This is a genomic window from Nocardioides sp. Arc9.136 (assembly GCF_030506255.1).
Classification (GTDB): domain Bacteria; phylum Actinomycetota; class Actinomycetes; order Propionibacteriales; family Nocardioidaceae; genus Nocardioides.
This window is the reverse complement of record NZ_CP113431.1, coordinates 2945295-2966531: the sequence shown is the minus strand read 5'-3', so window position 1 is coordinate 2966531 and position 21237 is coordinate 2945295. Positions and strand designations below refer to the sequence as shown.

The window sequence follows — 21237 nt, the reverse complement described above, 5'->3', positions numbered from 1 at the left end:
GGTGAGCACCCGGGCCCAGCAGCACTCCGCGCAGGTCGTGAGCCGTACCCAGGTCTCCCACCACCTCGTGCGGCTCGTGCTCGGCGGGTCCGGGCTCACCGGCTTCACCTCGACCGGCGTGCCGGACGAGTGGGTGGGGCTGGTGGTGCCCGGGCAGTTCCAGAGCCGGTACTACACCGTCCGGTCGTGGGACCCCACCGCCGGCGCGGGTGGCGAGCTCGCGCTGGACGTCGTCGTGCACGAGGTCGGCCTGGTCACCGAGTGGGCCCGCCGCGACGTGGTCGGCGAGACCGTGACGGTGACCGAGCCGAAGGGCTCCTTCGCCATGCCCGACGACGCCGCCTGGCTGCTGCTCGTGGGCGACCTGACCGCGCTGCCGGCGATGGCGCGGATCCGGGAGTCCGTCGACGTGCCCACGCGCGTCTGGGCGGAGGTGCCGGCCGCCGACGAGCTGGCGGGCTACCTCCCGGCCGGGGCTGACGTGACCTGGCTGGAGCAGCCGGGTGACGGGGAGAGCCGCCTCGCCGCGGCCGTCGAGGCGATCGACTGGCCCGCGGGCGAGGGCTACTTCTGGATGGCGGGGGAGTCCGCCCAGATGCGGGCGGTGCGCAAGCACCTGATGCACGACCGGCGGCTGCCGAGCACGGCGTACGACGTCATGGGCTACTGGCGCGCGAACGCGAAGCGCCAGCCACGCGCCGTCGACCCGGGCCCGGTGTGGCGGGCCGGGAAGGCCGCCGGCAAGAGCGACGACCAGATCTGGGCCGACTACGACTCAGCCGCAGCGACAGACAGGGCCTCCGATGGCTGAGCAGCAGACCCCCGAGCACCGCAGCGGCTTCGCGTCGTTCGTCGGCCGGCCCAACGCGGGGAAGTCGACGCTGACCAACGCGCTGGTGGGCGCGAAGGTCGTGATCACCAGCTCCAAGCCGCAGACGACCCGCACCGTGGTGCGCGGCATCGTGCACCGGCCCGACGCCCAGCTGGTGCTGGTCGACACCCCCGGGCTGCACCGCCCGCGCACGCTGCTCGGCGAGCGGCTCAACGACCTCGTGAAGACTACGCTGGCCGAGGTCGACGTCGTCGCGGCGTGCTTCCCGGCGAACGAGAAGATCGGGCCCGGCGACCGGTTCATCGTCAACGAGATGGCCAAGGTCAAGCGGACGAAGAAGGTCGCGATCGCGACCAAGACCGACCTCGCCACCCCCGAGCAGGTCGGCCAGCACCTGCTCGACATCCAGGCGCTCGGCGCCGAGACCGGCACCGAGTGGGCCGAGATCGTCCCCGTCTCGGCGCAGGCCGGCGACCAGGTCGAGCTGCTCGCGGACCTGCTCATCGGACTGCTGCCCGAGGGCCCGCAGCTCTACCCCGACGGCGACCTCAGCGACGCCCCGGAGGAGATCCTCGTCGCGGAGCTGATCCGCGAGGCGGCACTGGAGGACGTCCGCGACGAGCTCCCGCACTCCATCGCGGTGGTCGTCGAGGAGATGGGCCTGCGCGAGGACCGGCCCGAGGACAAGCCGCTGCTCGACATCCACGCCAACGTGTACGTCGAGCGCGACTCCCAGAAGGGCATCATCATCGGCCACAAGGGGTCCCGGCTGCGCAAGATCGGCACCGACTCCCGCAAGCAGATCGAGGCGCTCCTCGGCACGCCGGTCTACCTCGACCTGCACGTCAAGATCGCCAAGGACTGGCAGCGGGACCCGCGCCAGCTGCGCAAGCTCGGCTTCTGACCACCCGCTGGTCGAGCAGGGAGGCGCGCCAGCGCCGACCGTCGTCGAGACCGGTTGACATACCCACTGCCGTAGGCGCCTCACCGGGTCTCGACACGCCCGTCGCGACCTCGTCCCTCGGTCGCGGGGCTCGCTCGACCCTCCTTCGCGACGCCGCCCGCTCGTTCCCTCAGGCCTCTCACCGGGTCTCGACACGCCCGTCGCGACCTCGTGCCTCGGTCGCGGGGCTCGCTCGACCTTCCTTCGCGACGCCGCCCGCTCGTTCCTCGCGGGCGGCTGCTCAGTCAGTCCGGCGCCCAGCAGCGGCCGAAGGTCATCCCGGCGTCCCACTGCTCGGCGGTCGGCCACTCGTAGCCCCACTCGAAGCTGAGCGGGTCCGCGGCGGCCGCGCGGCCGGCGTCCTCGCACGGGCCCTGGCCGGCCGCGCGGGCCGGCCCTGCGCCCGGGTAGCGCCCGGTGCCGAGGTCGACGACCGAGACCGCGCGCCAGGCGTGCGGGGCCGAGCACAGCACCCGCCGGAAGTCCCGCGCGTCCGGACCGGCGGTGCCGCACATCGCCCACCGCTGCGCCGCCGCGGGCCGGTCGAGGACGCCGGCGACCCGCCCGGTGAGCGGCGCGAGCCGCTCGGGGCCGGCGAGCGCGACGACGTCGCAGCGGAACCAGTCCGCCCCCGCGTCGGACTCCTCCACGGTCGGGGTGAACCACACCGACCGCAGCATGCTCAGCCGCAGCGCCGTGCGGTCGCCGCCGACGAAGGACCCGAGCCGGCGGGGGCACTCTGCCGCGACCTGCTGCTGGACCCGCTCGGAGTCGACGGCCAGCAGGTGGCCGCCGACGACGGTGTCGAGCTCGCCGACGGCGTACGTCGTGGAGGTGTGCGGCTCCGAGCACGGCACCCTGGGCGCCGCGGTGGTCGGCGCGACCGCCTCGGCGTACGCCATCCGGTAGCAGGCCCGGTCCCGCGGCTCGCGCAGGGGCGCCGCGGACGCGGGCGGGGCCGACGTGGCGGCCGACGACGAGGGGGAGCGGTCCGGCTGCTCGTCGGGCTCGGAGGAGCAGCCGGCGAGCGCGGCCGGCCCGAGCAGGACCAGGCCGAGGACGACGGCGGCGCCGCGCCGACGCATCAGTCCGGGGTCCGGGCCCAGCACACCGAGCGGCGGTTGCCGGCCTGCCAGTCGGCCTCGTGGAACCAGGTGTAGCCGAAGTCGTACTCCACGGGGTAGCCCAGCCAGGCGCCCACCGACTCCGAGCAGTAGTCGCGCGTGGTGACCTCGACGATCCGGTCCCCGGGGTACTCGTCGCCCTTGTCGCCGACCTTGATGGTCGTCACCGCGCGCCAGTCGTGCTTCGCCGAGCACGGCACCTTGGTGCCGGCGTCGACGGAGGGGCCGACCGCGCACACCATCCACTTGTCCTGCGGGCGGCCCATGAGCAGACCCTCCGCGGTCTCGGGCAGCGCGACGTACTCGGTGCTCTGCTCGCCGCCGCCGACGACGTCGCAGCGGTACCAGCGCGCCCCGTCGTCCCAGGCATCCTCGGAGGGCCGGAACCAGGCCCAGCTCACGACGGTGCGCATCACGAGGCTCTCGTCGGCGCCCAGCAGCTTCTGGAAGCCCGTCGAGCAGGTCTCGTAGGCGAAGGCGCCGAGCTCCTCGGAGTCGTACGCCGCGTCGTGCAGGTCCTCCGGCAGGTCACCGACCGCGAAGGTCTGGGCGGTGTGCCGCTCCGAGCACTCCACCGTGCGGGTGGCGTTGCTGGCCTGGGCCACGTCGTCGGGGCCGAGCACCCGGCACGCGCCGAGCGCCGGCGCCTCGACGGAGTCGACCTGGTCGGGGTCGGTGTCGCCACCCTGGAGCTCGCCGCAGCCGGCCAGCAGGACCAGCGGGAGCAGCAGGGCGGGGAGCAGGCGCACGCGCCGGATGCTACCCGCGACCGGTGGGCCCTCAGGCGAGCTCCGCACGCATCCGGTCGAGGATCTTGCCCAGCAGGCGGGACACCTGGACCTGGCTGACGCCGAGGTCCGCGCCGATCTCGGCCTGGCTGCGGTCCTCGAAGAAGCGCAGGTAGAGGATCCGCTGGTCGCGCTCGCCGAGCGACCGCACGACCGGCGCCAGCGCGACGCGTGCCTCGCTGACCGCGTGCGGGTCGTCGACGCCCTCCTCGGGCAGCAGGTCCATCAGCGCGGCACCCTCGTCGCTGCCCACGGGCTGGTCCAGCGACCGGGGCGCGAAGCAGCCCCACGCGCCGGCCACCTCGTCGTACTCCTCACGGCTCAGGCCCAGCGCCTCGCGGATGTCGCTGTCGGTCGGCTCCCGGCCGAGCTCCTGGTGGAGGTCGTCGACGGTCCGGTTGAACCGGCTCTGCAGCTCTTGGACCCGCCGCGGCGGCCGCACCGCCCAGCCGTGGTCGCGGAAGTGGCGGGTGATCTCGCCGCGGATGGTCGGCACCGCGAAGGTGAGCAGGTCGTGGCCGCGGTCGGGGTCGAACCGGGTCACGGCCTTGGTCAGGCCGAGGTAGGCGACCTGGGCCAGGTCGTCGTCGGCGAGGCCCCGGCCGCGGTAGCGCTTGGCCACCGCCTCGGCGACGCCACGGTTGACCATCACCAGCTCCCGGCGGAGGTCCTCACGACGGTCCTCGTCGGCGCAGTCCCGGAGCCGCTCGAGGAGCGCCTCGGTGCGGGCGGCGCGCTCGGCGCGGGGCAGGCGGGTGGTGTGGTGAGCAGACGTCATGGTTCGGTCCGTCCCGAGGTGGAGGAGCTCGTGCCGCCGTCAGCGGGTACGTCTCCACAGAACCCTCCGCCCCAGGTGCCGTACCTCATCCCCCCGGGTGAAAGGTGGGCGATCTCACCCTTGTCGGACGCGCGGCGGCGCCGCTGTGACCGGTGTGACGCAGGCGATCGGGGGAACCGAGGGTCGAGCGCTCCGAGACCTGTGAGGATTGCCACCGTCGCGGGGGTGACCCAGCCCGCTGATTGGGCACAGGAGGGCCATGAGCGAGCAGCACCAGCGAAGGGACGCCATGGACGGGTCGTTCGACTCCGGCCGGTCGGCCGCCTTCCAGCAGGCCCCGGGACTCCTCGCCCTCTTCGAAGGCCCTGACCTCCGGCTCGCCGAGGTCAACGAGGCCGGGCGTGCGTTGCTCGGCGGTGACGACGTCTCCGCGCTGGCCGCCGGCTCGGCCGCCGGGTCGCCGGTGGGTCCGGTGACCGGAGACCTGCTCGCCCTGGTCCGTGCGGTCCACGAGACCGGTGAGCCGCGCGTCGGCGAGGTCGAGCCGGGCGGCGCCGGCCCGCTCGTGGTCGGCGTCGCGCCGTGGCGCGACCCCGACGGCGTCGTCCGCGGCGTGGTCGCCCAGGCGCTCGCCGGCCCCGCCCGCCCTGCCCCTTCCGCCCCCTCGCGCCCGGCCGCGCCCGCAGCGCCGGCCGGCCCCGACCAGACCCTCGTCGCGCTCCAGGACGCGCTGCTCCCCGGCGGCGTGCCGATCCCGCGGGGCGTCCGGCTGGCCGCCCGCTACCTCCTCGCCGACGAGGGCACGGTCGCCGGCGGCGACTGGTTCGACGCCGTCGCTTTGGAGGACGGCCGCTTGGTGCTCGCCGTGGGCGACGTGGTCGGCCACGGCGTGCGCGCCTCGGTCGCCATGGGCGAGCTGCGGGCCCTGTTCGAGGAGCGCGCGCGCCTCGACGGCGACATCGAGGCCGCGCTGGAGCTGCTCGACTCACGCGCCCGCCGCGTGCCGCCGGCGCGCGCGGCCACCGTCTGCGCGGCCGTGCTGGACCCGCAGACCGGCGAGCTCGTCTACTGCACCGCCGGGCACCCGCCGCCGATGGTGGTCAGCCCGAGCGGCGAGACCACTTTCCTCCCGTCCTCCGGCGCCGGACCGCTCGCGTCCGGGCTCCCGTTCGACCTGGCCGAGCACCAGCTCGAGGAGGGCGACGTCCTGGTGATGTACAGCGACGGCATCGTCGAGCGCCCCGGCCGCACGGTGGCCCAGTGCACCGTCGACCTGGCCGAGGTCGTCCGCGAGGCCGTCCTCGCCGGCCCCGACCTGGAGCGGATCGACGAGCGGGTCCCGGAGCGGATCTGCCGGGAGTCCATCGAGCGGCTGGCCGGCTCGACCGGGGTCGCCGACGACGTCACGGTGCTCGCGGCCGAGCTGGTCGAGCCGATGCCCGACCTCGAGCTCACCTACCCCGCCATGCCGGACACGCCCCGCGTCGTCCGCGCCGAGCTGGCCGAGTGGCTCGACGAGCTGCAGGTCGGACCGCTTGACGAGGTCGCGCTGCAGCACGCCGTCGGCGAGGTGGTCACCAACGCCTGCGAGCACGCCTACTCCGCCGCCACCCGGCGGACCGAGGCGGTCGTCGAGCTGGTCGCCCACCTCGACGACGAGGGCTACGTCGAGGTGACCGTCCGGGACAACGGCACCTGGCGCGTCCCCGGCGCTCCCGGGAGCCGCGGGCGGGGCCTGGCCATGGCCCGCGGCTTCACCGACGAGTTCGAGATCGAGCACGGCGAGCAGGGCACGACCGCGCGGCTGCGGCTGCGCCCCACCCGCTCGGTCGGCATGCTGACCGCGTCCGGGTCGCGTGCCGCGGCCCGCGAGCCGCTCACGATCGAGGAGCGTCCGGGCGTCCTGCTGCTCACCGGCACCGTGGACCACCGCTGCACCGACGAGCTGCGCCGCCGGCTCGCCCACGCGTCGTACGGCGGCACCTCGGACCTGGTCGTCGACATGTCGGCGGTGACGCTCCTGGCCAGCGCGGGGGTGCAGGTCCTCTACGAGGCGATCGCACCGGTCAGCGGTCCGGGGCTCGGTGTGCTCCACCTGGTGGCGCCCCTCGGCTCGCCGGCCCAGCACGTGCTCGAGATGGTCCGGCTGCCCTACACGACCAGCTGATCGGGGCGGGCGCCGCTCACCCGTCGAGCAGCGCCGCCACCGTGCCGCCGAGCTCGTACGCCGCGTCCCGCTCCGCCCCGCCCACGTCGCCGAGGACCTCGAGGACCGCCGCGGACTGGCGCCAGGGGAGTGCCCCGACGATCGAGAGGACCGACCGCACCGCGCCCGTGGTGTCGTAGCGGCCGTGCACCCACAGCCCGAACGGCTTGGCCTCGCCGGCGCTCGCGGCGGCGCCGCCGTCGTCGGTCAACGCTCCGCCGGCCTCGAGGAAGATCGTGTCGAAGAAGTGCTTGAGCGCGCCCGACATGTACCCGAAGTTCGCCGGCGTGCCGAGCAGGTAGCCGTCCGCGCCCAGGACGTCGGCGGCCGTCGCCTCGAGGGCGGCTCGCACCACGACGTCCACGCCCTCGATCGCGTCGTCGTGCGCGCCGGCCACGACCGCGTCCGCGAGTGCACGGACGCCCGGGGTCGGCGCGTGGTGGACGATGAGGAGGGTCGGCACCTCCCCAGCATGCCTGGCCGGCTGCCCAGATCGTGACCGGCGCCGCGAGCGCCGGAGCAGGTCGGCTAGGGTGGCGGGGTCATGATGCGTCAGCACCTCCTCCTTCGCTGCCGCAGCGAGGTCTGAGCCCAGCCGGACCCCCTCGCTGCGGAGTGCTCGCGCGGCCGGCGCCCCTGGGCCCCACCAGGCCCCACCCAGCAGACAGCCGAGGATCCCCATGACCACCGAGCCCGTCCAGCCCACCCAGCCCCGCCGCACCGTCCACCAGGCGGCGCACCAGAAGCCGAGCGGGATGCCGTTCGAGCGCTACCGTGCCTTCCCGCCGGTCGACCTGCCCGACCGCACCTGGCCCTCGCAGACGATCACCCAGGCGCCGCGCTGGCTCTCCACCGACCTGCGCGACGGCAACCAGGCCCTGATCGACCCGATGAGCCCTGCGCGCAAGATGCAGATGTTCGACCTGCTCGTGAAGATGGGCTACAAGGAGATCGAGGTCGGCTTCCCGGCTGCCTCGGAGACCGACTACTCCTTCGTCCGCCAGCTGATCGAGGGCGACCGGATCCCCGACGACGTCACGATCTCGGTGCTGACCCAGGCCCGCGAGGACCTGATCGAGCGCAGCGTGCAGTCGCTGGTCGGGGTGCCGCGCGCCAACATCCACCTCTACAACGCGGTCGCGCCGCTCTTCCGCCGCGTGGTGTTCCGCGCGAGCACCGACGAGATCAAGGACATCGCGGTCCGCGGCACCAACGCGGTGATGAAGAACATCGAGAGCTACCTCGACGCCACGGTGATCGGCTACGAGTACAGCCCCGAAATCTTCACCGCGACCGAGCTGCCGTTCTCGGCCGAGGTGTGCGAGGCGGTCACCGACGTGTGGCAGCCCGAGGACGGTCGCGAGATCATCCTCAACCTGCCGGCGACCGTCGAGATGGCGACGCCCAACGTCTACGCCGACCAGATCGAGTGGTTCTCCCGCCAGCTGACCCGGCGTGAGCACACCGTCATCTCGCTGCACCCGCACAACGACCGCGGCACCGCGGTCGCCGCCACCGAGCTGGCGATGATGGCCGGCGCCGACCGCGTCGAGGGCTGCCTGTTCGGGCACGGCGAGCGGACCGGCAACGTGTGCCTGGTGACCCTCGGCATGAACCTGTTCAGCCAGGGCATCGACCCGCAGATCGACTTCAGCGACATCGACGAGGTGCGCCGCACGGTCGAGTACTGCACCCAGCTGCCGGTGCACCCGCGGCACCCCTACGCCGGCGACCTGGTCTACACGGCGTTCTCCGGGTCCCACCAGGACGCGATCAAGAAGGGGCTGGAGGACCTCGAGCGCCAGGCCTCCGAGCAGGGCGTCCCGGTCGAGCAGCTGCCGTGGGAGGCGCCGTACCTGCCGATCGACCCGCACGACGTCGGGCGCTCCTACGAGGCCGTCATCCGGGTCAACAGCCAGTCCGGCAAGGGCGGCGTGGCCTACGTGCTGAAGAACGAGCACAAGCTCGACCTGCCGCGCCGCGCGCAGATCGAGTTCAGCCGGGTCATCCAGGAGCGCACCGACGCCGAGGGCGGCGAGATGACCGCCGAGGCGATCTGGGAGGTCTTCCAGGCCGAGTACCTCACCCGCGAGACCCCGCTGCGGCTCGAGACGGTGCACAGCTCCTCGGCCGCGGGTGAGAAGGACCGGCTCACCATCGAGGTGCAGGTCGAGGGCGAGCGGCGCACGCTCGAGGGCACCGGCAACGGTCCCATCGCGGCGTTCGTCGAGGTCGTCAACGGCCTCGGGCTGGCCCAGGAGCGTGGCTGGGACGTCCGCGTCCTGGACTACGCCGAGCACGCCCTCTCCGCCGGCGGCGACGCCTACGCCGCGGCGTACGTCGAGTGCGCCGTGGGCGACCAGGTGCTCTGGGGCATCGGCGTCGACCACAACATCGTCACCGCCTCCCTGAAGGCCGTCACCAGCGCCGTCAACCGCGCCTGAGCCGGCCGACGCCCCGCACCGCGCGGGGCGCCGGGCCGGGTCAGGCCGCGAGCGGGAGCCGGACGGTGAACGTCGTCCCCTGCAGGTGCTCGGAGTCGACGCTGATCCGGCCGCCGTGCGCGGCGACGATGGCGGCGACGATGGACAGGCCCAGGCCGGTGCCCTGGATGGCGCGCTGCTGGGCGGTCGTGGAGCGGAAGAACTTCTCGAAGAGCCCGTCCTGCTCCGACCGCGGGATGCCGATGCCGGAGTCGGCCACCTCGAGCACCGCCTCCCCGGCGTCGCGGTGCACGCGACAGGTCACGGTGCCACCGTCCTCGGTGAACTTCACCGCGTTGCCGACCAGGTTCAGCACGACGCGCTCGAGCTGCGCCCGGTCGCCGCTGACCGGGACCGGCCCGGGGCCGGCGTGCCAGGTGACGTCGAGGCGCCGCCCGCCCAGCAGGGGGCGGACCGACTCCTCGACGGCCGGCACGACCGCGGCCAGGTCGAGCTCCTCGCGCTGCCACGTCGTGGTGCCGGCGTCGAGCCCCGAGAGCGCCAGCAGGTCGTCGCACAGGGCGATGAGGCGCTGGCCGTTGCGGCTGATGCTGTCCAGGAGCCGCAGCTGCTGGGGGTGCGGCTCGACCGGGTCGCCGTCCTGGAGCATCTCGGTGTAGCCGACGATGCTGGTCACCGGGGTGCGCAGCTCGTGGGAGACGGTGGAGACGAACTCGTTCTTCGCGTCGTCGAGGGACCGCAGCCGCTCGACCGCGTGCCGCTCCTTCTCCAGCGCGGCGACGAGCAGCTCCCGGCTCTCCCGCTGCTCGGTGACGTCGCGGCCGACGACCAGGTAGCCGACGTGGTCGCCGAAGGCGTCGGTGGTCGTGCTCAGCGTCATCGAGACCACGCGGCGCTGGCCGCCCCGGGAGACCCAGGTCCAGTCCCGCGCGGCGGACTCCCCGCCCGCCCCGAGCGTGGCGGCCAGGACCGCGAAGGCGGCCTCCGGGTCGACGGTGCCGGTCCGCTCCCGCAGCTCGCCGGGGTCGAGCAGTTCGGCGAGCGGTCCTCCGACCGCCGCGTGCGGGTCCAGCCCGAGCAGGTGGGCGGCACCGGACCCGAGCACCGTGACCCGGCCCCGCACGTCGAGGCCGATGAGCGCCGTGGTGATCGCCGCCTGCATCAGGTGCGTGACGAGCCCGGCGCTCGTGCGCTCGCCGGTGACGTCGACGCCGGTCATCACGGCGTACGTCGCCGTGCCGTGCTCGTCGCGCACGACGTTGTTGTTCCACACCATCCGCAGGCGCCGGCCGTCCCGGGTCACCAGGTCCCGCTCCCGGATGACCGGCTGTCCCGACCGGTTCGGCCAGACGAAGAGCGCCTCGATGTCGTGGGTCCCCGACGGCGACACGGGGGTGTCCCACACGGGGCGGCCGAGCAGCTCCTCCTCGCCGTACCCGGTGATCGCGGTCGTGGCGGCGTTGACCCGCACGATCCGGCCGTCGGTGTCGGTGACGAGGATGACGCACGCGGCGGTGTCCAGGGTCGCGCCCGTCAGCCGCTCGGCGGCCTCCAGCCGCTCCCGCGCCTGGTGCTCGGCGGTCACGTCGAGGACCTGGGCGGAGAGGACAGCGTTCGTCGCCGGCGCCGGACAGGAGCACGAGGGCCACCTCCACGCGGGCGCCCGGCCGGTCGGGGACCAGGCACGACCCGGTCCAGCCCTCCCGCCGCCCGGCCAGCAGGTCGCGGACCACGGCGGCCAGCGGCTCCGGCGCCGCGAGCACCTCGTCCAGGGGCCGCTCGAGCAGGGCGGACCGGTCGCCGCCCAGGACGGCCACCGCGCGGTCGTTGAGCTCGACCGCGTGCAGCCGGTCGCCGTGCACGCGCAGCAGCAGCATGCCGAGCAGCGACTCGGTGAAGTTGCGGCGGAACAGTGCCTCGTCGGCACTGACCCGCGCCAGGAGGCGTGTGCCGCTGCTGCACCGCGATGGCCAGCGGGAGGGTGATCAGGACGGCGCAGACGAGGTAGCCCTGGGAGAGCGCTGCGACCTCGAGCGGGCCGACGTCGCCGTCGGCGTACGCGTGGCCGAACGGCCCGTGTCCCTGGCTCGTCGCCACCGTGTTGAGCAGCGCGAACAGCCCCAGCTCCCACGCGACGGTGCGCACCGAAAGGCGGAGCGCGCCCCAGACGAGCAGCGGCAGCGGGGCGATCGAGAGCGCGAGCGACCGGTCGACACCGAGCACGAGCGCCGCGACCAGCAGGGTGGCGCCGCCCTGGAGCAGCGCCTCGAGGTCGCTGCCCGTGCGGTGCCCGCGGCGGCGGGCGAGGGCGATGGGCGTGACGACGAGCACCGCCGAGAGGTGCGAGAACAGCACCAGCGGTGCGGTCCCGACGCTCGACCCGCCCACGGTGGCCTCGACGGCGGCCGTCGCGCCCACCGCCACGACGGCGCCCGCGACCCCGGCGAGGACGAGACGGACGAAGTCGTCGTGGGCGGACAGGCCCGGCACATGGTCGCGGAGCCCCTTGAGCACCAGCCCGGCGGCCAGCGCGCCGAGGGCGTTGACCACCGCGAAGGCCCCCGCGAGGTCGCCGCCACGGCCGGCAACCAGGTTCGCGAGGAGCGTGGCCAGTGCGATCGCCACGGTCAGCAGAGGGGCGCGGCGCAGGGGCGAGAGCGCCACCAGGGCCGCCGCCAGGCCGGCACCCGGCCACCAGCTCGCGACGGGAAATCCCTCGGGCGAGAGCTCGATCGCCAGCCAGCCCGCCACGGTCGTCGCGACGAGCAGCAGCGCGGTCCACGACCAGCCGAGCGTTCGCCGGTCTCCCCGGGCCGCGGGTCTGGTCACCGGGTGATTGTCCTGCACTAGGGTGCCGAGCATGCTGGTTTCCGAGCGGATCGGGCAGTTCTTCGTCGAGGGCGACAGCGGCCGGGACCGGTTGGAGTACACCGACTACGGCGCCGGCGACTCCTGGGTCGTGCTCGTGCACGGCCAGCTCATGCCGCGCCGCATGCACGCGCCGCTGGCCCGCCGGCTCGCCGCCGAGGGCCTGCACGTCGTCACCCTCGACCTGCTCGGCCACGGGCGGTCGGACCGGCCGGCGGACCCGCTCGTCTACTCGGTCACCGCGTTCGCCGAGCAGGTGCTCGCCCTGCTCGACCACCTCGGCGCCGCGCAGGCCGTCGTCGGCGGCACGTCCATCGGGGCGAACGTCGCGCTGGAGACGGCGGTCCTGGCCCCCGAGCGCGTCCGCGGGCTGATCTGCGAGATGCCCGTGCTCGACAACGCGGTCGAGGCCGGCATCCTCACCTTCGCGCCGCTGCTGATGGCGGCCCGCTTCCTGCCGTTCACCGTCAACACCGTGCGCCGGCTGACCCGGCCGGTGCCGCGCGGGATCGTGCCGTTCTGGGCGGGCATCGCCCTGGACTCCCTCGACCAGCGCGCGGACGCGCTCGCCGCCGTGGTCCACGGGCTGTTCTTCGGGCGGCTGGCCCCGCCGTCGAGCCAGCGCCGCCGGATCGCCGTCCCGGCGCTGGTCGTCGGCCACCCGGCCGACCCCGTCCACCCGGCTGCCGACGCCGCCATGCTGGCCCAGGAGCTGCCGCAGGCCACCTTCGTCCAGGCCCGGTCGATCCTGGAGTGGCGGGTCTCGCCGGAGCGGCTGGACCGCGCGGCGGTCGGCTTCGCGCTCGGCTGCTGGCGCTCGACGGGGCGGCGTCGTCGTACCGGCAGCTGAGTCGCGCACAATGGAGGGGTGCCTCTCTACCGCGACGAGGCGATCGTGCTCCGCACCCACAAGCTGGGGGAGGCCGACCGCATCATCACCCTGCTGACCCGTCACCACGGGCGGGTCCGCGCGGTCGCCAAGGGGGTGCGCCGCACCACGTCGCGCTTCGGCTCGCGCCTCGAGCCGTTCACCCACGTCGACCTCCAGCTGGCCGAGGGGCGCAACCTCGACACGATCACCCAGGCCGAGACGCTGACGCCGTTCCACTCCGAGATCGGCCTGGACTACGACCGCTACACCGCCGGCACCGTGATGCTCGAGACCGCCGAGCGGGTCGCCGCCGAGGAGCGTGAGCCGTCGCTCCAGCAGTTCCTGCTGCTCGTCGGCGGCCTGCGTGCGATGTCGACCGGCCAGCGCACGCGCCCAGCCAGGTGCTCGACTCCTACCTGCTGCGCTCGCTGGCGGTCGCCGGCTACGCCCCGTCGTTCGAGCACTGCGCCCGCTGCGGGCTGGAGGGCCCGCACCGCTGGTTCAACCCCTCGATGGGCGGCGTGCTCTGCGCGACCTGCCGGGTGCCCGGCTCGGCGTCGCCGGCCGCGGAGACCCTCGTGCTGCTCGGTGCGCTGCTCGCCGGCGACTGGCCGGTCGTCGAGGCCGCCGAGCCGCGTCACCTCAAGGAGGCGAGCGGGCTGGTCGCGGCGTACCTGCAGTGGCACCTCGAGCGCGCGCTGCGCTCCATGGCCTACGTCGAGCGGTGACCGGGCACCTCTAGGCTCGCCCGCGTGAAGCGCGCCGTCCGCCAGCCCACGCCGCACCCCTCGGGCGCCCGGCCCCCCGAGCTCCCGCGTGAGCTCGTCCCGCGCCACGTCGCCGTCGTCATGGACGGCAACGGCCGCTGGGCCAAGGAGCGCGGGCTGCCGCGGACGCGCGGCCACGAGGAGGGCGAGTCCTCGCTCTTCGACGTCGTCGAGGGGGCCATCGAGATCGGCGTCAAGGCCGTCTCGGCGTACGCCTTCTCGACCGAGAACTGGTCGCGCAGCCCCGAGGAGGTCCGGTTCCTGATGGGGTTCAACCGCGACGTGATCCGGCGACGCCGCGACGAGATGCACGAGCTCGGCGTCCGCGTCCGGTGGGCCGGCCGTGCGCCGCGGCTGTGGAAGTCGGTCATCAAGGAGCTGCAGGTCGCCGAGGAGCTGACCCGGGAACGACGTGCTGACGCTGACGATGTGCGTGAACTACGGCGGTCGCCGACACCGCTCGCCGGATCGCCGAGGAGGTCGCCGGGCTGGACCCGCGCAAGGTCGACGAGAAGGTCTTCGCGCGCCACCTCTACGTCCCCGAGCAGTCCGACGCCGACCTGGTCTGGCGCACGTCGGGGGAGCAGCGGCTCTCGAACTTCATGCTCTGGCAGGCGGCCTACGCCGAGCTCGTCTACTCCGACGTGCTGTGGCCCGACGTGGACCGCCGGCACCTGTGGGCGGCGATCGAGGAGTACGCCCGGCGCGACCGCCGCTACGGCGGCGCGAAGTGACGTCCGGGCTCACCGGGCGTGTGACGGGTCCTGGAGGTGACTGCTGGGTGAAGACCCTGCGGTTCACCTGCTGAAACGTCCGCGGCACGCCACACTGGCCCCGTGCCGGGGGAGGGTGGGACCGGCCGTCGCTGGACGACGGCCCTGCGCGGGGTGCTCCTCGCGTCCACGACCGACCCCCGTGCGATCCAGACCGGTTTCGCCCTGCTCGTCGCCGTCGACGTGGCGCTGCGCTGGGTGGGTGGCGTGCGGTCGGCCTGTCGCTGCCGGCGGTCTCCGTGCTGGTGGTCCTGGTCCTCCTCGCGGTCACGTTCCTCAGCCGGGGCCGGCTGCCGCTGCGCGCGGTCGAGGCGGTCCTCGTGCTCGACATCGCCGCCGTCGGGCTCGCCCGGCTGAGCCCCGACGGTGGTTCGGGCCTCCTGGTCGTGCTGCCGGCGCTCTGGCTCGGGCGGTTGCTGGGACGTCGTGGCGCGGCCGTCGCCGGCGTCGCGACGGTGCTCCTCGTGACGGTCCCGGGGCTCCTCTACACCGGTGCCGAGGGCATCTTCCTCAGCCGGTCGGTGAGCATCCCCGTCGTGGCGGTGATCGCCTCGCTGGCCATCGCCGGTGGCATGGAGCAGGTCGGGCGGGCGATGGAGACCGTCGAGCACCAGCGCCGGGTCTCCGACGCCACCCTCGACACCGTCGACGTCGGCCTGGTCCTCCTCGACCGCCGCGGCGGGTACGTCGGGCTCAACCGCCGCCACCGCGACTTCATGGCGCTGGCCTACCCCGGCGGCCACTCCGGCCGGGCCGGGCAGGTGGGCGAGGTGCTGGACTCCGACGGCACCACCCCGCTCGCGGCGGAGCAGATGCCGACGTACCGCGCGGCGCAGGGCGAGGAGTTCGACGACTGCCGGATCTGGGTCGGCAGGGACCCGCTGACCCGCCGCGCGCTGTCGGTCTCGGCGCGGTCGGTCCGCGACGAGCGCGGGACGTTCGCCGGCGCCGCCCTGGCCTACAAGGACGTCACCGACTTCATGCGCGCCATGGAGGTCAAGGACGAGTTCGTCGCCTCGGTCTCCCACGAGCTGCGGACGCCGCTGACCTCGATCGTGGGCTACGTGCAGATGCTGCTCGAGGACGGCGAGCTCGACCCGGTCGCGGTGCGCCAGCTGCAGGTGGTCGACCGCAACGCCCAGCGGCTGCTGCGCCTGATCACCGACCTCCTCGACACCGCCCAGATCGACGCGGGACCGGTGGCGCTGACCCGGGCGCCGTGCGACCTGGCCCAGCTGGTCCGCGCGTGCGTGGACGCCGCGCGGCCGGCGTACCGCGCCGCCGGCATCAGGCTCGAGGTGCACGCCCCCGCGGCGCTGGCGACGCTCCTGGACGGGCAGCGCATCGAGCAGGTGGTCGACAACCTGCTGACCAACGCGATGAAGTACAGCAGCCGCGGCACCGAGGTCTGCGTCGAGCTCGTCGTGCAGGACGGCCGCGCCGTGCTCAGCGTGCGCGACCAGGGCATCGGCATCTCGGCGGCCGACCGCGACCGGCTGTTCACCCGGTTCTTCCGCTCCCGCGACGCCGAGGACCGCTCCATCCAGGGCGTCGGCCTGGGGCTCAGCATCACCCGGGGGATCGTCGAGGCCCACGGCGGCCGGATCGAGGTCGACAGCCAGCTCGGCGCCGGCAGCACCTTCCGCGTCCGGCTGCCCGTCGCGGCCTGACGGCGGAGCGGACGGCTCTGACCGGCGCCGTTCCCGCCTCGTGATGCCCAGCGTGCGCCCCGGCGCGCCCTGGGCATCACGAGGCGGGCATCGGGAGGGGCCCGTCAGCGGCAGGCGGGGCAGGTCCCGAAGATCTCCAGGGTGTGGCTGACGTCGGAGAAGCCGTGCTCGGCGGCGATGCTGCGGGTCCAGCGCTCGACGGCCGGGCCCTCCACCTCGACCGTCGCGCCGCAGGAGCGGCAGACCAGGTGGTGGTGGTGCGTGCCCGAGCAGCGCCGGTAGACCGCCTCGCCGTCCTCGGTCCGCAGCAGGTCGACCTCGCCGGCGTCGGCGAGCCGCTGCAGCGTGCGGTAGACCGTGGCCAGCCCGACCGGATCGCCGCGCCTGCCGAGGAGGTCGTGGATGTCCTGGGCGGAGCGGAAGTCGTCGACGGACGCGAGGGCCTCCGCGACGGCGACGCGCTGGCGGGTCGGCCGGAGAGGGGTCTGCTCGGTCATGGGCTGGTCCCGTCGTTCAGTGCTCGTCGTAGTGCTCGTCGTGCGGCGCGTGCCGGTGACCGTCGTGCACGTAGTCGACGTGGTCGTCGTGGGGCACCGCGAGGTGGCCGCAGGCCGGACCGTGGTCGTGGGGGTGGTCGGTGGTCTCGTGCCCCTCCACCGGCTCGGCCGGGAACGGCGCGCGCAGGCGGTCGCGCCGGCGCTGCCAGGCACCGAGCGGCCAGGTGCCGACGAAGCACGCCAGCGCCAGCAGCACGATGGTGGAGCCCGGGGCGAGGGAGACGTCGTGGCGCACGGAGGCGTACGCCGACACCAGCAGGCCCCCGACGGCCGAGCCCGCTCCGACGAGGACCGCTCCGACGACCGTCCTGCGGAAGGACCGCGCCAGCTGCTGGGAGGTCGCCACCGGGACGATCATCAGCGCGGAGACGAGCAGCAGCCCGACGGTCCGCATCGCGATGGTCACCGTGACCGCGGCCAGCACCGCCACCAGCAGGTTGTAGGCGCGCACGTTGAGCCCCGCGACGCGGGCGAAGTCCTGGTCCTGGGCGACGGCGAACAGCTGCGGCAGCAGCCCCAGCCCGACCACGAGGATGACCAGCGCCAGCCCGAGGGTGAACCAGATGTCGGCGACCGAGATGGAGGTGATCGAGCCGAAGAGGTACTGGTTCAGGGTGGCGCCCGTCTGACCGGCGAGCCCGGTGATCATCACGCCACCCGCCAGGCCGCCGTAGAACAGCAGCGCGAGCGCCAGGTCGCCGCTGGTGCTCCCGCGCTCGCGGATCACCTCGATGGCCACCGCGCCGAGCACCGCCACCAGGACGGCGGTCCAGGTCGGCGCCAGGCCGGTGAGCAGCCCGAGAGCGACGCCGGTGACCGCGACGTGGCCGAGGCCGTCGCCGAGGAGGGCGAGGCGCCGCTGGACCAGGTAGGTGCCGATCACCGGCGCCGCGAGGCCGGTGACGAAGGCGGCGATGAGGGCCCGCTGCATGAAGGTGTGGCCGAGGAGGTCGATCACCAGGACACGTCCTCTCCGGACCGGTCGAGCGGGGCCACCACGCCGGGGTGGTGGTCGGTGCGCCGGGGGCTGGGGTGGTGGTGGCCGTGGGCGTCGTCGAGCTGCAGCGGGGCGCCGTCGTACACCACCCGGCCGTCGCGCAGGACCACGGTGCGGTCGACGAGCGGCGCGAGCGGACCGAGCTCGTGGGTGACGAGCACGACGGTGCTGCCGGTCGCCGAGAGGGCGCCGAGGGCCGCGGCGAGCGCCTGCTGGTTGGGCAGGTCGACGCCCGCGGTCGGCTCGTCGAGGAAGAACAGGTCCGGCTCGCCCGCCAGGGCCCGCGCGATGAGCACGCGCTGCTGCTGGCCGCCGGAGAGGGTGGCGACACTGTCCCGGGCGCGGTCGGAGAGCCCGACGAGCTCGAGGGCGGACGCGACGGCCGCGCGGTCCGCCCGCCCGGCCGGGCGCAGCAGCCGCCGGCGGGTCAGCCGGCCGGAGGCCACGACCTCGGCGACCGAGGCCGGCACGCCGCTCGCCGCGCTCGAGCGCTGCGGCACGAAGCCGAGCCGGTGCCAGTCGCGGAAGGACTCCAGCGGCGTGCCGAAGAGCCTCAGCGAGCCCAGGGTCAGCGGGCGCAGCCCGGTCAGCGCGCGCACCAGCGTGGACTTGCCGGAGCCGTTGGGGCCGAGCAGCGTCACGAACTCGCCCTGCCGGACCGTGAGGTCGACGTGCCGCAGGATCGGCCGGCCGCCGATGGCGACCGCGCCGTCGTGCAGCTCGACGACCGGGGTGCCGGACGGGTGCGAGGGGCTCAACAGCCGTTCGCCTCCTGCAGGGCGGCGAGGTTGGCGCGCATGAGGGAAAGGTAGTCCTCGTCCGCGTTGTCGTCGGTCAGGCCCTCGATGGTGTCCAGCACGTCGGTGCGCACGCCGGCGTCGTCGGCCAGCACCTCGGCGGTCTTCGGGCTCACCAGCGACTCGGAGAAGACCGTGGTGATCCCGTCCTCGCGGATCAGGTCCTGCAGGTCGGCGAGGGCGCCGGGGCTGGGCTCGGCGTCGGGGGAGATGCCGGCGATCGACTCCAGCTCCAGGCCGTACTTCTCCAGGTAGCCGAACGCGTCGTGGTTGGTGACGACCGTCGACGTCCTGCAGTCGGCGAGCCCCGCGACGTACTCCTCGTCGAGCGCCTCGAGGTCGGAGCGGAGCGCGTCCGCGTTGGCGGTGAAGGTGTCGGCCTCGTCCGGGTCGATCTCGGCCAGGCGCTCGGCGACGGCGTCACCGAGCTCGGCCATCCGCAGGGGATCCTGCCAGAAGTGCGGGTCGAGCTCGCCGTGGTCGTGGCCCTCGTGCCCCTCCTCCTCGGCGTGCTCGTCCGCGCCCTCCTCCTCGTGCCCCTCGTGGTCCTCGTGGGCGTGCTCTTCCTCGTGCGCGTGCTCGTCCTCGAACGGCATCAAGTCGACGACGGCCGCGGCGTCGAGCACGTCGCCACCGGCGTTCTCCTCGGCCGCGGCGTCGACGGCGGGCTGGAGGGAGTCGACGTACACGAGGAGGGCGGAGTCGCTGACCAGCGCGGTCTCGCGGACGCCGAGCTCGAGGTCGTGCGGCTCCCCGCCGGGGGAGGTGAGGTTCTCGACGTCGAAGGCGTCGCCCGCCACCCGCTCGGCGACGTACGCCAGGGGGTAGAGCGCGGCCGCGACCGTGCGCGAGCCCTCGCCCGAGCCGCCCGAGTCGTTCGCGTCGTCCCCGCCGGTGAGGGCGGCGCAGCCGCTGAGGGACAGAGTCGCGGACAGCGCGCCGACGGTGAGCGCGGCGGTGGTGGGACGACGGCGGAGATTCATGAGAACGATTCTCAGTAGAAGTGAGAACCGTTGTCAAATCGCCTCCGCACTAGGCTCGACCCGTGCTGGTGGTCAACCGTTTCCGCGTGCCCGAGGGCGACGACCGCTTCCGCGCGGACCTGCAGCGGGCGCACGAGACGCTCGCCGCGCGCCCGGGGTACGTCGCCGGGCGGATCGGCCGCAACGTCGACGACCCGACCCTGTGGGTGCTCACCACGACCTGGCGCGACGTCGGGTCCTACCGCCGCGCACTGTCGTCCTACGAGGTGAAGCTGGACGCGGTGCCGGTGCTGAGCCGGGCCCTCGACGAGCCCAGTGCCTACGAGCCCGTCGACCCGGGGACCGTGCTCAACGCCGGGGTGCCCCGCTCGCTAGGCTGACCGCTCGCTCATCCGAGTTCCGCCTGCAGTCCGCTCGAAAGGTTCATCGTGGCCAAGCCGCCCGCAACCACCGTCGACCACGTCGTCTCCCTCGCCAAGCGGCGGGGCTTCGTCTACCCGTGCGGCGAGATCTACGGCGGTACGCGCTCCGCGTGGGACTACGGCCCGCTCGGCGTGGAGCTGAAGGAGAACATCAAGCGCCAGTGGTGGAAGTCCATGGTCACCATGCGCGAGGACGTCGTGGGCCTGGACTCCAGCATCATCCTGCCGCGCCAGGTCTGGGAGGCCAGCGGCCACGTCGACACCTTCAACGACCCGCTGACCGAGTGCCAGTCGTGCCACAAGCGGTTCCGCGCCGACCACCTCCAGGAGGCCTACGCGGAGAAGAAGGGCATCGAGGACCCCGACACCGTCGACCTCGCCGAGGTCGCCTGCAGCAACTGCGGCACCCGCGGCGCGTGGACCGAGCCCCGGCAGTTCTCCGGCATGCTCAAGACCCACCTCGGCGTCACCGAGGACGAGACCGGGCTGCACTACCTGCGCCCGGAGACCGCCCAGGGCATCTTCGTGAACTTCGCGAACGTCGTCACCTCGAGCCGCCAGAAGCCGCCCTTCGGCATCGCCCAGATCGGCAAGAGCTTCCGCAACGAGATCACGCCGGGCAACTTCATCTTCCGCACCCGCGAGTTCGAGCAGATGGAGATGGAGTTCTTCGTCAAGCCCGGCGAGGACGAGGAGTGGCACCAGTACTGGATCGACCAGCGCACCCAGTGGTACACCGACCTCGGCATCGACCCGGCCAACCTGCGGCACTTCGAGCACGCGCAGGAGAAGCTCAGCCACTACTCCAAGCGCACCGTCGACATCGAGTACCGCTTCGGCTTCACCGGCTCGGAGTGGGGTGAGCTCGAGGGCATCGCGAACCGCACGGACTTCGACCTCTCCACCCACGCCAAGCACTCCGGCCAGGACCTGTCGTACTTCGACCAGGCCAACAACGAGCGCTACACGCCGTACGTCATCGAGCCGGCAGCGGGCCTCTCGCGCAGCCTGATGACCTTCCTGGTCGACGCCTACACCGAGGACGAGGCGCCCAACACCAAGGGCGGCGTCGACAAGCGGACCGTGCTGCGCCTCGACCCGCGCCTCGCGCCGGTCAAGGTCGCGGTGCTGCCGCTGAGCCGCAACGCCGACCTCTCGCCCAAGGCCAAGGACCTCGCCATGGAGCTGCGCAGCGCCGGCTGGAACGTCGACTTCGACGACTCCGGCGCGATCGGTCGCCGCTACCGCCGCCAGGACGAGATCGGCACGCCGTACTGCGTCACGGTGGACTTCGACACCCTCGAGGACCAGGCGATCACCGTGCGGTCGCGCGACACCATGGAGCAGGAGCGCGTCTCCCTCGACCAGGTGACGTCGTGGTTCGCGCAGCGATTCGTCGGGTGCTGACCGGACGGCC

At 73.7% G+C, this 21237-nt stretch carries 18 protein-coding genes and 2 pseudogenes; 10 read left to right on the top strand and 10 right to left on the bottom strand.

The features are described 5' to 3' along the window. Position 1 precedes the first annotated feature (1 nt). Both OSR43_RS14395 and era read left to right on the top strand, forming a co-directional pair. A complete protein-coding gene (locus tag OSR43_RS14395) occupies positions 2 to 811 on the top strand; it encodes a siderophore-interacting protein (RefSeq protein WP_302267296.1) in 810 nt (269 codons plus the stop codon). After that, the gene (gene era / locus OSR43_RS14390) at positions 804 to 1736 is read left to right on the top strand and encodes a GTPase Era (protein WP_302267294.1); all 933 of its coding nucleotides are present in this window, start codon (positions 804 to 806) and stop codon (positions 1734 to 1736) included. The genes OSR43_RS14395 and era overlap by 8 nt, the downstream gene beginning before the upstream one ends. A 284-nt stretch (positions 1737 to 2020) precedes the next feature. Here the strand turns inward: era and OSR43_RS14385 are convergent, their stop codons facing one another. From OSR43_RS14385 to OSR43_RS14375, 3 genes are read right to left on the bottom strand one after another with little or no spacing between them, the layout of a single operon-like run. Then, the gene (locus tag OSR43_RS14385) at positions 2021 to 2860 is read right to left on the bottom strand and encodes a septum formation family protein (protein ID WP_302267293.1); all 840 of its coding nucleotides are present in this window, start codon (positions 2858 to 2860) and stop codon (positions 2021 to 2023) included. After that, positions 2860 to 3648 carry a septum formation family protein gene (locus tag OSR43_RS14380; RefSeq protein WP_302267292.1) on the bottom strand — a complete coding sequence of 263 codons (789 nt, stop codon included), beginning with the start codon at positions 3646 to 3648 and terminating at the stop codon, positions 2860 to 2862. The genes OSR43_RS14385 and OSR43_RS14380 overlap by 1 nt, the downstream gene beginning before the upstream one ends. 31 nt (positions 3649 to 3679) lie before the next feature. Next, positions 3680 to 4465, bottom strand: a complete 786-nt coding sequence (locus tag OSR43_RS14375; RefSeq protein ID WP_302267291.1) for a sigma-70 family RNA polymerase sigma factor — start codon at positions 4463 to 4465, stop codon at positions 3680 to 3682. Positions 4466 to 4724: 259 nt separating this feature from the next. On the opposite strand from OSR43_RS14375, the gene OSR43_RS14370 reads away from it, so the two are divergent. Beyond that, a complete protein-coding gene (locus OSR43_RS14370; protein ID WP_302267290.1) occupies positions 4725 to 6632 on the top strand; it encodes a SpoIIE family protein phosphatase in 1908 nt (635 codons plus the stop codon). A 16-nt stretch (positions 6633 to 6648) separates the two neighbouring features. On the opposite strand, the gene OSR43_RS14365 is transcribed toward OSR43_RS14370, so the two are convergent. After that, positions 6649 to 7134 (bottom strand): flavodoxin family protein, encoded by a 486-nt coding sequence (locus tag OSR43_RS14365; protein WP_302267288.1) that lies wholly within the window; start codon positions 7132 to 7134, stop codon positions 6649 to 6651. Between the two features lie 292 nt (positions 7135 to 7426). Between OSR43_RS14365 and leuA the strand changes: the two genes are divergently transcribed. Further along, positions 7427 to 9115, top strand: a complete 1689-nt coding sequence (leuA, locus tag OSR43_RS14360) for a 2-isopropylmalate synthase (RefSeq protein WP_302271686.1) — start codon at positions 7427 to 7429, stop codon at positions 9113 to 9115. Positions 9116 to 9155: 40 nt separating this feature from the next. Here leuA and OSR43_RS14355 read toward each other — a convergent pair whose 3' ends face one another. Beyond that, the gene (locus OSR43_RS14355) at positions 9156 to 10700 is read right to left on the bottom strand and encodes an ATP-binding protein (RefSeq protein WP_302267287.1); all 1545 of its coding nucleotides are present in this window, start codon (positions 10698 to 10700) and stop codon (positions 9156 to 9158) included. Beyond that, positions 10697 to 11944, bottom strand: a complete 1248-nt coding sequence (locus OSR43_RS14350; protein ID WP_302267286.1) for an MASE1 domain-containing protein — start codon at positions 11942 to 11944, stop codon at positions 10697 to 10699. Before OSR43_RS14350 ends, OSR43_RS14355 begins: the two co-directional genes overlap by 4 nt. A 31-nt stretch (positions 11945 to 11975) precedes the next feature. Here OSR43_RS14350 and OSR43_RS14345 point away from each other — a divergent pair, with 31 nt between their 5' ends. The 4 genes and pseudogenes from OSR43_RS14345 to OSR43_RS14330 all read left to right on the top strand — a co-directional run bounded on the left by OSR43_RS14345 (position 11976) and on the right by OSR43_RS14330 (position 16064). Beyond that, positions 11976 to 12833, top strand: coding sequence for an alpha/beta fold hydrolase (locus OSR43_RS14345; RefSeq protein WP_302267285.1), 858 nt, complete (start codon positions 11976 to 11978; stop codon positions 12831 to 12833). 18 nt (positions 12834 to 12851) lie between these two features. Beyond that, a pseudogene (gene recO, locus OSR43_RS14340) lies at positions 12852 to 13582 on the top strand (DNA repair protein RecO). Between the two features lie 120 nt (positions 13583 to 13702). Beyond that, a pseudogene (gene uppS, locus OSR43_RS14335) lies at positions 13703 to 14355 on the top strand (polyprenyl diphosphate synthase). Positions 14356 to 14633: 278 nt separating this feature from the next. After that, positions 14634 to 16064, top strand: coding sequence for a cell wall metabolism sensor histidine kinase WalK (locus OSR43_RS14330; RefSeq protein ID WP_302267284.1), 1431 nt, complete (start codon positions 14634 to 14636; stop codon positions 16062 to 16064). 104 nt (positions 16065 to 16168) lie between these two features. Here the strand turns inward: OSR43_RS14330 and OSR43_RS14325 are convergent, their stop codons facing one another. From OSR43_RS14325 to OSR43_RS14310, 4 genes are read right to left on the bottom strand one after another with little or no spacing between them, the layout of a single operon-like run. Continuing rightward, the gene (locus OSR43_RS14325) at positions 16169 to 16561 is read right to left on the bottom strand and encodes a Fur family transcriptional regulator (protein ID WP_302267282.1); all 393 of its coding nucleotides are present in this window, start codon (positions 16559 to 16561) and stop codon (positions 16169 to 16171) included. A 16-nt stretch (positions 16562 to 16577) separates the two neighbouring features. Further along, entirely contained in the window at positions 16578 to 17579 is a 1002-nt protein-coding gene (locus OSR43_RS14320) for a metal ABC transporter permease (protein WP_367891496.1), read from the bottom strand. Further along, positions 17576 to 18376 (bottom strand): metal ABC transporter ATP-binding protein, encoded by an 801-nt coding sequence (locus OSR43_RS14315; protein WP_302267280.1) that lies wholly within the window; start codon positions 18374 to 18376, stop codon positions 17576 to 17578. The genes OSR43_RS14320 and OSR43_RS14315 overlap by 4 nt, the downstream gene beginning before the upstream one ends. After that, positions 18373 to 19398 (bottom strand): metal ABC transporter substrate-binding protein, encoded by a 1026-nt coding sequence (locus OSR43_RS14310; protein WP_302267279.1) that lies wholly within the window; start codon positions 19396 to 19398, stop codon positions 18373 to 18375. Before OSR43_RS14310 ends, OSR43_RS14315 begins: the two co-directional genes overlap by 4 nt. Before the next feature lie 62 nt (positions 19399 to 19460). On the opposite strand from OSR43_RS14310, the gene OSR43_RS14305 reads away from it, so the two are divergent. After that, positions 19461 to 19778: an antibiotic biosynthesis monooxygenase gene (locus OSR43_RS14305; RefSeq protein ID WP_302267277.1), complete on the top strand. Its 318-nt coding sequence runs from the start codon at positions 19461 to 19463 to the stop codon at positions 19776 to 19778. 48 nt (positions 19779 to 19826) lie between these two features. Beyond that, positions 19827 to 21227: a glycine--tRNA ligase gene (locus OSR43_RS14300; RefSeq protein ID WP_302267276.1), complete on the top strand. Its 1401-nt coding sequence runs from the start codon at positions 19827 to 19829 to the stop codon at positions 21225 to 21227. Positions 21228 to 21237: the final 10 nt, after the last annotated feature.

What these genes read in the sequence shown, in the direction of transcription:
- era (WP_302267294.1), top strand. Translation starts at nt 804, where the DNA reads ATGGCTGAGCAGCAGACCCCCGAGCACCGCAGCGGCTTCGCGTCGTTC.
- OSR43_RS14385 (WP_302267293.1), bottom strand. Translation starts at nt 2,860, where the DNA reads ATGCGTCGGCGCGGCGCCGCCGTCGTCCTCGGCCTGGTCCTGCTCGGG.
- OSR43_RS14375 (WP_302267291.1), bottom strand. Translation starts at nt 4,465, where the DNA reads ATGACGTCTGCTCACCACACCACCCGCCTGCCCCGCGCCGAGCGCGCC.
- OSR43_RS14370 (WP_302267290.1), top strand. Translation starts at nt 4,725, where the DNA reads ATGAGCGAGCAGCACCAGCGAAGGGACGCCATGGACGGGTCGTTCGAC.
- leuA (WP_302271686.1), top strand. Translation starts at nt 7,427, where the DNA reads ATGCCGTTCGAGCGCTACCGTGCCTTCCCGCCGGTCGACCTGCCCGAC.
- OSR43_RS14345 (WP_302267285.1), top strand. Translation starts at nt 11,976, where the DNA reads ATGCTGGTTTCCGAGCGGATCGGGCAGTTCTTCGTCGAGGGCGACAGC.
- OSR43_RS14325 (WP_302267282.1), bottom strand. Translation starts at nt 16,561, where the DNA reads ATGACCGAGCAGACCCCTCTCCGGCCGACCCGCCAGCGCGTCGCCGTC.
- OSR43_RS14310 (WP_302267279.1), bottom strand. Translation starts at nt 19,398, where the DNA reads ATGAATCTCCGCCGTCGTCCCACCACCGCCGCGCTCACCGTCGGCGCG.